This window comes from Pantoea sp. SS70 (genome assembly GCF_029866845.1).
Classification (GTDB): Bacteria; Pseudomonadota; Gammaproteobacteria; order Enterobacterales; family Enterobacteriaceae; genus Pantoea; species Pantoea leporis.
In genome coordinates this window covers 1,787,656-1,800,920 of record NZ_CP117199.1, presented here as the reverse complement: position 1 = coordinate 1,800,920, position 13,265 = coordinate 1,787,656, and the positions used below count along the sequence as shown (strand labels likewise).

At 55.3% G+C, this 13,265-nt stretch carries 12 protein-coding genes; 5 read left to right on the top strand and 7 right to left on the bottom strand.

Going from position 1 to position 13,265, the window contains the following annotated elements; genetic code table 11:
* Positions 1-126 precede the first annotated feature (126 nt).
* Entirely contained in the window at positions 127-510 is a 384-nt protein-coding gene (locus tag PO881_RS08365) for a DUF6515 family protein (RefSeq protein WP_101764583.1), read from the top strand.
* Positions 511-565: 55 nt separating this feature from the next.
* Here PO881_RS08365 and osmE read toward each other — a convergent pair whose 3' ends face one another.
* Entirely contained in the window at positions 566-901 is a 336-nt protein-coding gene (gene osmE, locus PO881_RS08360; RefSeq protein ID WP_007892614.1) for an osmotically-inducible lipoprotein OsmE, read from the bottom strand.
* A gap of 192 nt (positions 902-1,093) precedes the next feature.
* Here osmE and PO881_RS08355 point away from each other — a divergent pair, with 192 nt between their 5' ends.
* The 3 genes from PO881_RS08355 (at position 1,094) to cho (ending at position 4,200) form a co-directional block, all read left to right on the top strand.
* Positions 1,094-2,284 (top strand): multidrug effflux MFS transporter, encoded by a 1,191-nt coding sequence (locus tag PO881_RS08355; RefSeq protein ID WP_280172733.1) that lies wholly within the window; start codon positions 1,094-1,096, stop codon positions 2,282-2,284.
* A 117-nt stretch (positions 2,285-2,401) separates the two neighbouring features.
* Complete coding sequence (nadE, locus tag PO881_RS08350; RefSeq protein ID WP_101764585.1) at positions 2,402-3,229, top strand: ammonia-dependent NAD(+) synthetase; 828 nt, start codon at positions 2,402-2,404, stop codon at positions 3,227-3,229.
* A gap of 110 nt (positions 3,230-3,339) precedes the next feature.
* Positions 3,340-4,200 (top strand): excinuclease Cho, encoded by an 861-nt coding sequence (cho, locus tag PO881_RS08345; protein ID WP_280172732.1) that lies wholly within the window; start codon positions 3,340-3,342, stop codon positions 4,198-4,200.
* Positions 4,201-4,279: 79 nt separating this feature from the next.
* Here the strand turns inward: cho and spy are convergent, their stop codons facing one another.
* The 6 genes from spy to PO881_RS08315 form a co-directional block, all read right to left on the bottom strand.
* A complete protein-coding gene (gene spy / locus PO881_RS08340) occupies positions 4,280-4,777 on the bottom strand; it encodes an ATP-independent periplasmic protein-refolding chaperone Spy (RefSeq protein WP_137385657.1) in 498 nt (165 codons plus the stop codon).
* A 384-nt stretch (positions 4,778-5,161) separates the two neighbouring features.
* Positions 5,162-6,157: a succinylglutamate desuccinylase gene (gene astE, locus PO881_RS08335; RefSeq protein ID WP_101764588.1), complete on the bottom strand. Its 996-nt coding sequence runs from the start codon at positions 6,155-6,157 to the stop codon at positions 5,162-5,164.
* A 45-nt stretch (positions 6,158-6,202) separates the two neighbouring features.
* Positions 6,203-7,531 carry an N-succinylarginine dihydrolase gene (gene astB / locus PO881_RS08330; RefSeq protein ID WP_110866004.1) on the bottom strand — a complete coding sequence of 443 codons (1,329 nt, stop codon included), beginning with the start codon at positions 7,529-7,531 and terminating at the stop codon, positions 6,203-6,205.
* Positions 7,531-8,997 carry a succinylglutamate-semialdehyde dehydrogenase gene (gene astD, locus PO881_RS08325; RefSeq protein WP_280172731.1) on the bottom strand — a complete coding sequence of 489 codons (1,467 nt, stop codon included), beginning with the start codon at positions 8,995-8,997 and terminating at the stop codon, positions 7,531-7,533. Before astD ends, astB begins: the two co-directional genes overlap by 1 nt.
* The gene (gene astA / locus PO881_RS08320) at positions 8,994-10,025 is read right to left on the bottom strand and encodes an arginine N-succinyltransferase (RefSeq protein WP_280172730.1); all 1,032 of its coding nucleotides are present in this window, start codon (positions 10,023-10,025) and stop codon (positions 8,994-8,996) included. The genes astD and astA overlap by 4 nt, the downstream gene beginning before the upstream one ends.
* A complete protein-coding gene (locus PO881_RS08315; RefSeq protein ID WP_110866001.1) occupies positions 10,022-11,242 on the bottom strand; it encodes an aspartate aminotransferase family protein in 1,221 nt (406 codons plus the stop codon). The genes astA and PO881_RS08315 overlap by 4 nt, the downstream gene beginning before the upstream one ends.
* Positions 11,243-12,120: 878 nt before the next feature.
* Between PO881_RS08315 and PO881_RS08310 the strand changes: the two genes are divergently transcribed.
* A complete protein-coding gene (locus PO881_RS08310) occupies positions 12,121-13,194 on the top strand; it encodes a porin (protein ID WP_280172729.1) in 1,074 nt (357 codons plus the stop codon).
* Positions 13,195-13,265: the final 71 nt, after the last annotated feature.

Here is a 13,265-nt window from a genome sequence, read left to right as displayed (position 1 = left end):
CCAATCATGGCGCTAGCGTCAGGAAAGCGTTAAGCATGGTAAACAGAGGAAAAATCAGCCGCTTTTCGCTTGAGTTTTCGCTCAGTAAAGCCAATTCTGCAGTTAATCACAGCAGGAGAATCACCGATGAAAACAGTTATCGCCTCGGTGCTGGCGTTAACCTTATTAACACCAGCCATCAGTTTTGCCCATCCCGGCGGTTGGGGCCCCGGCCCAGGCCCGCATTGGGGTGGAGGTCCACGTTGGGGTGGTCCCGGCCCGCTGCGTTTCCTACCCGAAGCAGCAACCGCCGTTTTGCTGGGCGGTCTGACCTATTACATGCTGAACGGTAACTACTATCAGCGTCAGGGCGACACCTATGTGGTGGTGCAGCCGCCTGAAGCCCCGCCGGGCGGCGGTATGCGCGTGCTGGATTTCAACGGCAAGCGTTATTACGTGCAGGAAGGTCACTACTACCAGCGCGAGATCGGCGGCGAGTATATCGAAGTGCCGCGTCCTTACGGTTTATAAGCGCCACAACGAAAAACGGCCCGTCAATGACGGGCCGTTTCTTATTCTGCTGCGATTACTGAGCCGCTTGCGGATCGGTATCGTAGTCTTTACAGCTCTGGAAACCGTAGTTCATGACGCGACCGGTATCGTTATAGCTCACGAAGTAGGTCTGCGGTTTGCCGTCGCGCTCGCCAATCACGTAAGTCTGGCAAGTGCCGCGAGCGTGAACCATGGTGATTTCAGTAGACGCTGGGCCGGCAATCTGGCGAACCTGATCGCGCGTCATGCCTTTCTTAACATCCTTCACTACCGGCTTGGTTACGTAGCTTTCGGCTTTGTCATAAGTCGTACAACCAGACAGGGCTGCCAGCGTCATAGCGGCAGCGATACATCCCATCACTTTATTCATGTTGTTGTTCCTCGTTTTTTTGTCCGTGTGAAATTAGCCTGGAACATAAATCCAGATTTATCAACTTTATGGGATAAATTTAGCTAAATTCCGAAGCGTTAGGATTTGGTAAAAATGCTGTGTTGATGCGCTACGGTTCGTATAATCACCCGCGAAAAAATACCTATAGCAATGAATAAAGACAGAGGATTAATGACACCTGCACCTTCTCATCGGCTGGTTTATGCCATCACGCTGGGCCTGCTCGCTGCGCTCGGGCCACTTTGTATCGACCTTTACCTGCCGGCGCTGCCGGAGCTGGCGCGCGATCTGCACACCGAAACCGCCACGGCGCAGCTGAGCCTCACCGCTGGCTTGCTGGGTTTGGGTGCGGGTCAATTGCTGTTTGGGCCAATGAGCGACAAGTTTGGTCGCCTCCGTCCGCTGCTGTTATCGCTGGTGCTGCTGTTTATTGCCTCGATTGGCTGTGCGCTGGCAAAAGACATCCACTCGCTGCTGGTAGCGCGTCTGTTTGAAGGTTTGGCAGGCGCCGGCGGCGCGGTGCTGTCGCGTGCCATTGCCCGAGATATGTACAGCGGCCATGAGCTGACGCGTTTCTTTGCACTGCTGATGCTGGTCAATGGTTTAGCGCCGATTGGTGCGCCGGTGCTGGGCGGCGCCTTGATGACGGTGCTTAACTGGCGCGGCATTTTCGTGGTGCTCGGCTGCATCGCCGTCGTGCTGATCTTCCTTGCCCGCTGGAAATTGCACGAAACTTTACCGCCAGCGCGCCGCAGTCAGGGCTCGATCTTTTCCGCCTGGGCGGCGCTCGGCCAGGTCGTCACGCATCGGCAGTTTATGGGCTTCTGCCTGACGCAAGGTTTTATGATGTCCGGCATGTTTGCCTATATCGGTGCCTCGCCGTTTGTACTGCAACAGCTGTATGGCCTGACGCCGCAAGCCTTTAGCTTCTGCTTCGCTGCCAACGGCTTCGGCTTGATTATTGCATCACAAACCAGTGCGCGCCTCTGTCCGCTGTGGGGAGAATATCGCGTACTGAAAGGGGGCCTGACGCTGGCGTTTGTTGCGTCGAGCTGCTTGCTGCTGGCGGGACTTACCGACGCAGCGCTGCCAGTTCTGCTGGTCGCGCTGTTCTTCACCATCGCCAGTAATGGCGTGATCGCCACCACCGCTTCTTCGCTGGCGATGCAAAGCCAGGGCCAGCGCGCGGGCAGCGCCTCGGCGGTGATTGGCGTCGGCATGTTCACCTTTGGTGCCATTAGCGTACCCATTACCGGCCTGGGCGGCACCTCGGTCGCGAGCATGACCGGCACCATCTTTGGCTGCTTTATGCTGGCGATTGTGTCGTTCAATCTGCTGGTGCAGAAGGCAAAAAACGTCTGATTTGCCAGCAAATAACCTGAACAACCAGCCGTGCGGCTTGTTGTTTGTGGGGAGAGGCGTTAGCTTTAGCAGATGATTCGCATTGTGCCGTCAGGCTACTGACTTGAGGAGAGGTTCATGTCACTGCAACAGGAAATCATTGAAGCCCTTGGTGTAAAACCGGTTATCGACCCGCAGCAGGAGATCCGCGTCAGCGTTGATTTTCTGAAGTCTTACCTGAAAGCCCATCCCTTTTTGAAAACGCTGGTACTCGGCATCAGCGGCGGCCAGGATTCGACACTGACCGGCATTTTGTCGCAAACCGCGATTCGCGAACTGCGTGAAGAGAGCGGCGATAACGATTACACCTTTATTGCCGTGCGTTTGCCGTATGGTGTGCAGGCCGATGAGCAGGATTGTCAGGATGCGCTGGCATTTATCCAACCCGATCGCACGCTGGTGGTGAACATCAAAGAAGCGATCCTGGCCAGCGAACGTGCGTTGAAAGATGCGGGTATTACGGTATCGGATTTCGTGCGCGGCAATGAAAAAGCGCGTGAGCGCATGAAAGCGCAGTATAGCATCGCCGGCATGACCAAAGGCGTGGTGGTCGGTACTGACCATGCGGCAGAGGCGATCACCGGATTCTTCACCAAGTACGGTGACGGCGGCAGCGACATCAACCCGATCTTCCGCCTGCATAAAGGCCAGGGCAAACAGCTGCTGAAAACGCTGGGCTGCCCGGAACACCTCTATCTCAAGCATCCTACTGCCGATTTGGAAGATGATCGTCCTGGCTTGCAGGATGAAGTGGCGCTCGGCGTGACTTATCAGCAAATCGATGCCTATCTGGAAGGCAAGACCATCGATGCCGCCGCAGCAAAAACCATCGAAGGCTGGTATCTGAAAACTGAGCACAAACGTCGCCCGCCGATCACCGTGTTCGACGACTTCTGGAAGAAGTAAGTGCATGGCGTTTCCCGCCGTCCGGGCGGGAAACTTTCTCATCGCCGCTGACTGGCGAGAAAAAGCACAGTTTGATACACTGGATGAACAACCAGTAATTGGAGTGTGCTTTGGTCAGACGTGCAGCCAGCCACCGCCTCGATTTCGATGCGGCAGCCATCTATCAATATCCCGAACATCTACGTCAGTGGCTGGAAGGTTTACCCAACCAGCCGGGCGTCTATACCTTTCACGGTGAAAGCGAAAATCTGCCGCTGTATATCGGCAAAAGCGTCAACCTGCGCAGTCGGGTGATGGCGCATTTCCGGGCGCCGGATGAAGCGAAAATGCTGCGTCAGGCGCGGCGCGTCACCTGGATCCCTACCGCTGGCGACGTCGGCGCGCAGCTGCTGGAAGCGCAGATGATCAAAACGCAACAGCCGCTGTTTAATAAGCGCCTGCGTAAGAACCGCCAGCTCTGTTCGCTGCAGCTGGGCGACGGTGCGCCGCAGGTGGTGTATGCAAAGGATCTCGACTTCTCCCGCTCGCCCAATCTTTATGGCCTGTTTCGCAGTCGCTTTGCCGCGCTGGAGAAGCTAAAAGCCATCGCCGATGAGCAGCGCTTGTGCCACGGCTTGCTGGGGCTGGAGTCGTTGCGTCCAGGACGCGGCTGTTTTCGTGCTGCACTAAAACGCTGCGCCGGTGCCTGCTGTGGTAACGAGTCGGTTGCTGAGCATCAGCAGCGGTTGCATGCGGCATTAGAGCAGATGCGCATTCAATGCTGGCCGTGGCAAGGCCCGGTTGGCATGGTGGAAACGGGGACAAACATTACGCAAATCCACGTGATCGATCACTGGTTCTGGCTGGGATCGGTCAACAGCGAAGCTGAAGCGCGCCAGCTGCAGCGCGCCTCGCACGGCTTCGATCATGACGGCTATAAAATTCTCTGCCGTCCGCTGCTTTCTGGCGTGTTCCCGCTGATCGAGCTGTAAAAACAAAACCGCCGAGGTTGCCCAAAGCATCAGATGCGATGGACAACCCCGGCGGTCTCTATTCCGTTAGCGAAAGAACTTATTCAGCATCAGCCGGCGGTGGTGGCGTTTTACCATCGTGCGGGCCTTTCTCAGTTAAGCGCTTCTCAAAGTTCGCGTTGTACTGTTTCTTCTGCTCTGGTGTCAGCACGTTGTAGATCTTGTTCTGAGTTTCCATCATCTGCAGCGCACGATCTTTGGCATTCGCCGTCATCTTCTCAGCCTGCGCTTCGGCTTTCGCACGGTCAAAGGTATCGGAAGCGATGATGGCATGGTCAGCACGACGCTCTTCCAGCGACGGGCGTTTCATCTCTTTATGTCCATCACGCAAAATCGTTTTGATCTGCGCTTTCTGCGCATCGGTCAGGTTCAGACCTTTAAACATCATCTCCATACCGTGATGACGCATCGGCGGCTTGTGCATCGGCTTTTCGCTGCCTGCTGGCGGCGGAGTCAGGTTGTCTGCCGCTGCATGGACGATATTTGCAGCACCAAAAGCCATTGCGGTAGCCAGGAACACAGAAGTTAATTTACGCATAATATTGTCCTTACTTATCAGTTTAATGACGACAGCCTGTGTCGCGTCTTCGGAAACAAGCATACGACGCTGAACGTCAACTACTCAGAGGCTGAGTAAAGCCCTGAAAGCATAAAAGACAGAGATCAGGCAATCATGGAGAGAAAGAGAAGAAATGCGTGAGGAATTGAAAAAGTTTATGACAATCAAGGGAAAAACGCAGGAATTAAGGAGGAGTGTAACGGTATTGTCGGTTTTCAGGAAGGGAAATGTCGGCGCGTTGATGCCCTCACCCTGGCCCTCTCCCACCGGAAGATGGAAACGCTGCCACATGTCACTCAATCCAAATATTCGCTCGTTCGGCTCCCTCTCCCGCCTGCGGGAGAGGGTTAGGGTGAGGGAAAATCACAACGCCAGCGCCTGCGTCTGTTCATTCTCCTCCACCAGCATCAGCCCCGCGCGCAATCCTGGCGCGACATTCGGATTGGGAAACAGCACATACTCGCGCGCCTGCTGCACGTAGTAACGCCGGTCACCCTCCTCCGCCAGCAGCGTGCCCTGCGGGAAAGCGGTAAAGTTCAGCGTCTCCGGCCCCATGTGCAACACAAACTTATCGCCGTGCCGGGTCAGCTGTTGCGCCACGCGATAATGGCGTGGCTGTTCACGCACCTCCGGTAAGGCATCGCCATACAGCAACGCCGCCAGCGCCCGCTGCACGCCGGCAAACTGACTTAAATCGTTCTCACCAAACGGCAAAGCCTTGCCCAGCTCCAGCGTGCAGCTCGCCGCATTATGGTGCTCGCAGCTGTAATGGGTGAAGGTGCCGCCCGGTGAACGATGGAACACCAGCGCCTCCATTTCTGCCGCCGCCAGCCAGTGCATAAACGCCTCGGGCCACGGATTGGGATTCAGCGGCATTACGCCAAAACGCGCATGATACGAGCCGCGAATCGCGGTATGCAGATCGAGATGCCAGCGCACTTCATGATCGAGACAGGCGCGCCAGAAACTCTCCAGCTCCTGCTCCAGCTGCAGCACGCGCTGCGCTTCGGGTACATCGGCCACCTGCTGCCAGCGTCCACCAAACAGGCGGTTGATATCATGTTGCTGGTAGCGCTTGCCGCTGCGCAACGCGGCTGGATTTCCCAAAATCACCAGTAAGCGCACCGCCAGCGGCTTCTCGCCTTTTAAGAGTGGCGTCAGCAACAGATTGAGAATCTCAACCGGCGCGGTTTCATTGCCGTGAATGCCCGCAGAGAGCACCAGCGCCTGCTGTGTGGGCGTATGCGGCGTGAGGGACATCAGTCCCTCGTTATGCCATTGCCAACTGAGATGATCGTTGCTGCCCTCTCTTTGCTGTGGCGGCTCACCAGACAAGGTCTGCTGTAAAAAATCCTGCATGTTCACTCCTTTTTAACGACGTGGGGCGAACCTCTCACCCCGGCGTTAACGCTGAAACGCGTAGACACTGCCTAAGTCTAGCAGCTTCGTCAGCTCATCCAGCGCGGTGCGCCCCTCACGCAGCAGTTGCGGGTCGGCTAAATCGGCCTGAGTTAAGCGATCGCGGTAGTGGCGATCCACCCAATCGTTGAGCGTGGCAAACAGGCGATCGTTCATCAATACCGCCGGATTCAGCGCCTGACGCTCGGTTTCGGTTAACACCACGCGCAGACGCAAACAGGCCGGACCGCCACCGTTAAACATGCTTTCACGCAGATCGAAAACTTTCAGTTCACGGATTGGCCCGCCGCTCTCCACCAGCTCAGTGAGATAACGCCACACGCCCGCATGCTGGCGTGACTCTTCTGGCAGCACCAGCAGCATACCGCCGTCGGCGCGCTGCAACAGCTGGCTGTTAAACAGATAGGTATTGACCGCATCGGTTACCGATACTTTATCGCGCGGCACTTCAATCGGCTGGAAACCGCTAACGCGGGCGGCGATGTCACTCAGCAACTGCGGCTGGTTCACAAAGGCATCCTGATGGCAGAACAGCACCTGCTGATTGCTCACCGCAATCACATCGTTATGAAACACGCCCTGATCAATCACCGCTGGATTTTGCTGAGCAAACAGCGTGCGTTGCGCATCGAGCTGATGCAACCGCGCCACCGCTTCGCTGGCTTCACGCGTTTGACGCGCTGGATAACGTGCTGGCGTTGCGCCCTGCTGCTGACCATCACGGCCATAAATAAACAGCTGCACGCCCGCATCACCGTAATCACTGCCGAAACGATTGTGATTGGCCGCGCCCTCATCACCAAACTGCGCCACCTGCGGCAGCGCATCGTGCACGCAGAAGTGCTGCGGATGACGGAAAATCGCGCGCAGCAGATCGGCAGTTTCCGGCGCCTCAATGGCGCGATGGAATTTGTTATTCAGATTGGCGACGGTGAAATGCACGCGACCATCGGCGCTATCCGCCGACGGTGACACCGTGGCGGCATTCGCCACCCACATCGCTGAGGCTGAGCTGGCCGCCGACAGCAGCTGCGGCGCGTGCTTCGCCGCCTGCGCCAGCACCTGCTCATCGCTGCCGCCAAAGCCGAGCTGGCGCAGCAGCGGCAGATTAGGACGTTCGTGCGGCGGGATCACGCCCTGTACGTAGCCCATATCCGCCAGCGCTTTCATCTTCAGCAAACCCTGCTTCGCCGCCAGACGCGGGTTTGAGGGCTGCAGCTGATTGCGCGTCGAGGCTTCGTTACCAAACGACAATCCCGCGTAATGATGTGTCAGGCCGACCAGCCCATCAAAGTTCGCTTCAAATGCTTGCATTATTTCGCTCCCTGCGCGGAGAAATCGAGGCCCGGCGCTAAGCTGCCCGGCAGCGCCAGGCTTGGGCTCTCCAGCGACGCCATTGGCCATGCACAGTAATCGGCGGCGTACCACGCGCTGGCACGATGATTCCCGGATGCGCCAATGCCACCAAAGGGGGCGGTGCTGGCCGCGCCGGTCAGCGGTTTGTTCCAGTTAACGATACCGGCGCGCGCCTCCAGCAATAGCTGATCAAACTGCGCGCGCTGCGGCGAAATCAGACCGCACGACAAGCCATAGCGGGTATTATTGGCGATAGCAATCGCCTGCTCGAAGCTGTCGTAACGAATCACCTGCAGCAACGGACCAAAGACTTCTTCATCCGCTAAATCTTTCACTTCGGTCACATCAATGATGCCCGGCGTGATGATGGCACTGTCGCGGTCCGGCCAGTGCATGCCGAGCATCACTTTCCCGCCCTTTTCCACCTGCTGCTGCCAGGCGGCAAAAATATGTCCGGCGGCGGTGGGTGAAATCACGCTGCCCATAAACGGCTGCGGCTCGGCATTCCACGCGCCAGGCTGCAAGCGCGCACTGACCTCAACCAAACGCTGCAGGAAGGCATCGCCCGCCGCGCCGCGCTTCACCAGCAGACGACGCGCGCAGGTGCAGCGCTGTCCGGCGGTAATAAAGGCCGACTGAATAGCGATATGTACCGCACCATCAAGATCCGCAGGATCTTCAACAATCAACGCATTGTTGCCGCCCATCTCCAGCGCCAGCATTTTTTCTGGCTGTCCGGCGAACTGACGATGCAGGTGATAGCCGGTGGCGGCGCTGCCGGTAAACAGCAGACCATCAATTTGTGCCGCATTGGCCAGCGCCTGGCCGGTTTCACGACCGCCCTGCAGCAGCGCCATTACGCCCGCCGGTAAACCCGCTTGCTGCCACAGCTGCACAGTTTTCTCCGCCGTCAGCGGCGTCAGCTCGCTCGGCTTAAACACTACGCAGTTACCCGCCAGCAGAGCTGGCACGATATGGCCGTTCGGCAGATGGCCAGGAAAATTATACGGACCAAACACCGCCAAAACGCCGTGCGGCCGATGGCGCAGCGAGCTCTCGCCATCGGCCTGTTCGCCGGTGCGGCTGTGATAGGCCTTAATCGAAATGGCAATTTTGTTGATCATCGTCTGCACTTCGGTCAGCGTTTCCCAGCGCGGCTTGCCGGTTTCCTGGGCGATGGTTTCCGCCAGCGCGTTTTTGTGGCTTTCAAGCAGACGGGCAAACCCTTCCACCAGCGCCTGACGCTCCGCAAACGGTTTTCTCGCCCACTGCGGGAACGCCGCGCGCGCCGCTTCGCAGGCCGCGGCCACTTGTGCTGCCGATGCCGCTTTGCCCTGCCACAGCGTTTCGCCGGTTACCGGATTGTGTTTGCTCAGGGCGTCAGCGCCGCCGGTCACCCATTGACCTTGAATAAAATGCGTCATGCTTTTTTCTCCTCGCGACACAGCGTGACCACACGCAGTTGATCGCCAATGTTGCAATGCAGCGCCGCGCGCTGGCTTTCAGTCAGTTTTACCGTGCCGGATGCCATATCCACCGGCAGCAGCGCCACGCGGAAATGCTGAAAATCCGCGTTGGCCACCAGACACAGCGGCCAGCTTTCATCGGCTGCACCGTTCTCAGCGGTTAACTGGCGACTCTTGCGAATGGCACGAATGCGATCGATTTCGCACTCCAGCGTCGGGCCGCCGTCGAAGATGTCGACATAGTTGAGATAGCGGAAACCTTCCGCCTCCAACACCGCACGCGCGGGCGCGGTTTTCGGATGGACTTCGCCAATCACTTTTTGCGCCGCTTCAGACAGGTAATGAATGTAGAGCGGATGTTTGGGCATCAGCTCGGCGATAAAGGCTTTCTGCCCGGTGCCGCTCAGAAAGTCGGCTTTGCTGAACTCCATCGAGAAGAAGCGGCTACCGACGCTGTCCCAGAAAGGCGAGTGGCCGCTGTCATCGCTGACGCCACGCATCTCCGCCACCACGTGTTGCATAAAGCGGTCGCGGAAGTTGGCCATAAACAGAAAGCGCGACTTCGAAAGCAGATGGCCGTTTTTGCCATCGCGGTAATCGGGATCGAGGAACAATGTGCAGAGTTCGCTGCTGCCGGTATGATCGTTGCTCAGCGACAGCGTCGGCAGGCTGGCATAAACGTTCAGCTCTTTCGAGGCGTGCACCTGTGTGCCAACGCGGAAGTTGTACCAAGGATCCTGCAAACCCACCGCCGCTTCGATGGCACAGATGCCGACGGCACGATTATCCTCGCTGTCGGCCAGCACAAACACATAGCCTTGTTCGGCAGGCGGTAACGCGCCTTGCCAGGTGAGCAGCGAACGCTCAATACGGGCTTTAAGCGTTTCGCTATCCGCGGGCAGCGAGGTTAAGCCACCCCCGGTTTTGCCCGCCAGCGACAACAACTGCGAGAGATCGTCACGTTCGACGGGGCGAATCACCATCATGATGTGGCTCCTTTGAGCACGCGTTCACAGGCACGTTCGAAACGCGCCAAACCTTCTTTAACTTCGCGCTCGCTGATGTTCAGCGCTGGCGCAAAACGTACCACGTTGGCACCTGCTATCAGCACCATTACGCCCTCTTCGGCCGCGGTGAGGTTGAACTGTTTGGCTTTACCGGCGAAATCGTCGTTTAGCACGGCGCCAATCAACAGACCCAACCCGCGCACTTCTTTAAATACCGGCAGACGCTTGTTCAGTTCCTGCAACGCCGTAACAAACCATTGATGACGCTCGGCCACGCCGGCCATAAATTCCGGCTGATTAATCAGCTCCATCACTTTGCCCGCGACTGCGCCCGCCAGCGGATTGCCGCCGTAGGTGGTGCCGTGCGTGCCCACGCCCATCACCTGCGCCAGATCTTCACGTGTCAGCATCGCGCCAATCGGGAAGCCGCCACCCAGCGCTTTGGCGGTGGTTAATACATCCGGGGTCACGCCGTAATGCATATAGGCATACAGCGAACCGGTGCGACCTACGCCGCTCTGCACTTCATCAAAAATCAGCAGCGCATGATGTTTATCGCAGAGTTCACGCAGTCCGCGCAGGAAAGCGGGATCGGCTGGCAGGACGCCGCCTTCACCCTGAATCGGCTCGACGATCACCGCGCAGGTTTGGTCATTGATCAGCGCGGCCGCCGAGGCCAGATCGTTGAAATTAGCGTGTTCGACCGCCGGTGGCAGCGGCGCAAAATCACGGGAATAGGCCGGTTGTCCGCCTGCTGTCACGGTAAACAGCGTGCGACCGTGAAAAGCATTATTAAAAGCAACGATGCCATTTTTCTCAGCACCGAAACGGTCGTGTGCGGTTTTACGTGCCAGTTTCAGCGCCGCTTCATTCGCTTCAGCGCCGGAGTTACAGAAAAACACGCGATCGGCAAAAGTAGCATCAATCAACTGTTTGGCGAGACGCAGGATAGGTTCATTGGTATAGCCATTTCCGGTATGCCACAGTTTGCCGGCCTGTTCGATCAGCGCCTGCTGCAACGCCGGATGCGCATGTCCCAATGCGTTGACCGCAATGCCACCGGCAAAATCGATATACTCTTTGCCTTGCTGATCCCACAGCGTTGAACCTTCCGCGCGGACCGGAACAAAAGCCGCGGGTGCATAAACTGGCATCATCCATTGATCGAAATTCTGACGTGAAACCTGCAGTGACATAGCCCTTTCTCCTGCTCCACACCCGGTGAAGCCTTTTGTTTTGAAATTGTTAAAAATGTTAAGTGGCAGCTCTACTGTATATTGCAGATAGCGTGCCAGCCAGCCGCAAAAATGCATAACCGTCTTACCACTACGGAATATCAATAACTTAACAGGTGGTGATATTCACTTTAATTGCATAAAAAGTGAATATCAGTCTGATGCAGGCTGAATAGCAGTAATTTATTTAGCGGATTTATGCATCGGCAAAATGAAATATTGCTTTTGTGATCGGGCAGGAAATATTTCGCCAAATTAATGCGATAAACGCACTTTTTTAGGGCGCAATGTGCCTGATTGGTGCAGGAAAGTGATAGCGCGGTGCAAATTTAGCATGGCGCGAATTAATCGGGTTTTAACATTTCTCTCACTGAATTGAATATTATTTCGCCAGTTCATTGTTAAGCGAAAAGCTAAATAACATTTTGTGACCAAGGTTATTATCAGAACAGAAATAAAAGGACACAAAGCCATGAAGCCGATAATTACTCTGCTAATGATTAGCTGGATTCAGATATTTGCTATTGAACAATAATGCATAGGCTTGTGCTATTTCACGAACAAGCTACTGATTTTATTTACGCATCTTTAAATTTAAAGTTATTCAATAAAATCATACAGATAAATATTAAAATCATCATTACACATGTTGTCTTATGGATAAGTTTAACCAATACAAAATTCCACATAATGGAATTTAAGATTAAAAATCACACAAAAAGTTAACGAGAAATATTTAGTTACATATATTGCACTGTCGATCTTGAACCTTTTGTGTCATTTTCTTTTCACCCCGCAGATGGGGACAAAATTAAAAAATATCACAGGGTAAAAATTAAATGATGAAGCGCTCCTTACTGGCAGCAGTGATGCCTTTACTGCTGGGACTTTCTTCGGCTCAGGCCGCCGAAATCTATAACAAAGATGGCAACAAGCTGGACCTGACCGGCAAAATTAACGTCTCGCATCTGTTCTCCGATAACGAAGGGTCAAATGGTGATACCTCGTCTTATACCCGTATTGGTTTTAAAGGCGAAACCAAGATCAACGACCAGCTGACCGGCTACGGTCAATGGCAGTACCAGTACAGCCTGAGCAACTCTGAAGGCAGCGATGCCAACAGCGGTAACAGAACCCGCCTGGGCTTTGCTGGCCTGAAGTTTGGTCAGTTCGGCTCGATCGATTACGGTCGTAACTACGGTTTGATTTATGACGTGCTGGGTTACACCGATATGCTGCCCTTCTTTGGTGGCGATCAAGGTTACTCTGATGGGTTCCTGTCTAGCCGCTCAGGTGGCGTGTTGACCTGGCGCAACAAAGATTTCTTCGGTCTGGTGAAAGGCTGGAACGTTGCTGCACAGTACGAAGGTAAAAACGATCGTAACGATGCAAACGTTGCCGTACGCCGTTCGAATGGTGATGGCTTCGCGCTCTCCACTTCTTATGATTTCGATTTCGGTCTGAGCGTGGTTGGCGCTTACGCGAGCCTGGATCGTACCAATACGCAGAACCAGGCCTTACGTGGCGAAGGCGAGAAAGCACAGCACTGGACCACGGGCCTGAAATACGATGCTAACCAGATTTACCTGGCAACCATGTACGGCGAAACGCTCAACGCAACCCCAATCACTGGTGGCTTTGCTAACAAAGCCGTCAACTTTGAAGCCGTTGCGCAGTATCAGTTCATTAACGGACTGCGTCCTTCAATCGGCTATGTTTCATCGAAAGGCAAAGAGATTGAAAATATTGGTGATGTCGATCTCACCAAATACGTCGCTGTCGGTGGAACCTACTACTTCAACAAAAACATGTCTGTTTATGCTGAATACAAGATCAACCTGTTAAAAGATAACAATGCGTTGGGCATCGCTTCTGATGATGTCACCGCTGTGGGTCTGATTTACCAGTTCTAAGTGGCAATACCCTCATGGCTGTTCGGCTAGTGTCGGCTGAATATGCGCAAAGGGCAGCGAAAGCTGCCCTT

Bases quoted from the DNA above. Each gene is read 5' to 3' on its own strand.
- PO881_RS08365 (WP_101764583.1), top strand. From the start codon at position 127: ATGAAAACAGTTATCGCCTCGGTGCTGGCGTTAACCTTATTAACACCA.
- osmE (WP_007892614.1), bottom strand. From the start codon at position 901: ATGAATAAAGTGATGGGATGTATCGCTGCCGCTATGACGCTGGCAGCC.
- PO881_RS08355 (WP_280172733.1), top strand. From the start codon at position 1,094: ATGACACCTGCACCTTCTCATCGGCTGGTTTATGCCATCACGCTGGGC.
- nadE (WP_101764585.1), top strand. From the start codon at position 2,402: ATGTCACTGCAACAGGAAATCATTGAAGCCCTTGGTGTAAAACCGGTT.
- spy (WP_137385657.1), bottom strand. From the start codon at position 4,777: ATGCGTAAATTAACTTCTGTGTTCCTGGCTACCGCAATGGCTTTTGGT.
- astE (WP_101764588.1), bottom strand. From the start codon at position 6,157: ATGCAGGATTTTTTACAGCAGACCTTGTCTGGTGAGCCGCCACAGCAA.
- astB (WP_110866004.1), bottom strand. From the start codon at position 7,531: ATGCAAGCATTTGAAGCGAACTTTGATGGGCTGGTCGGCCTGACACAT.
- astD (WP_280172731.1), bottom strand. From the start codon at position 8,997: ATGACGCATTTTATTCAAGGTCAATGGGTGACCGGCGGCGCTGACGCC.
- astA (WP_280172730.1), bottom strand. From the start codon at position 10,025: ATGATGGTGATTCGCCCCGTCGAACGTGACGATCTCTCGCAGTTGTTG.
- PO881_RS08315 (WP_110866001.1), bottom strand. From the start codon at position 11,242: ATGTCACTGCAGGTTTCACGTCAGAATTTCGATCAATGGATGATGCCA.
- PO881_RS08310 (WP_280172729.1), top strand. From the start codon at position 12,121: ATGATGAAGCGCTCCTTACTGGCAGCAGTGATGCCTTTACTGCTGGGA.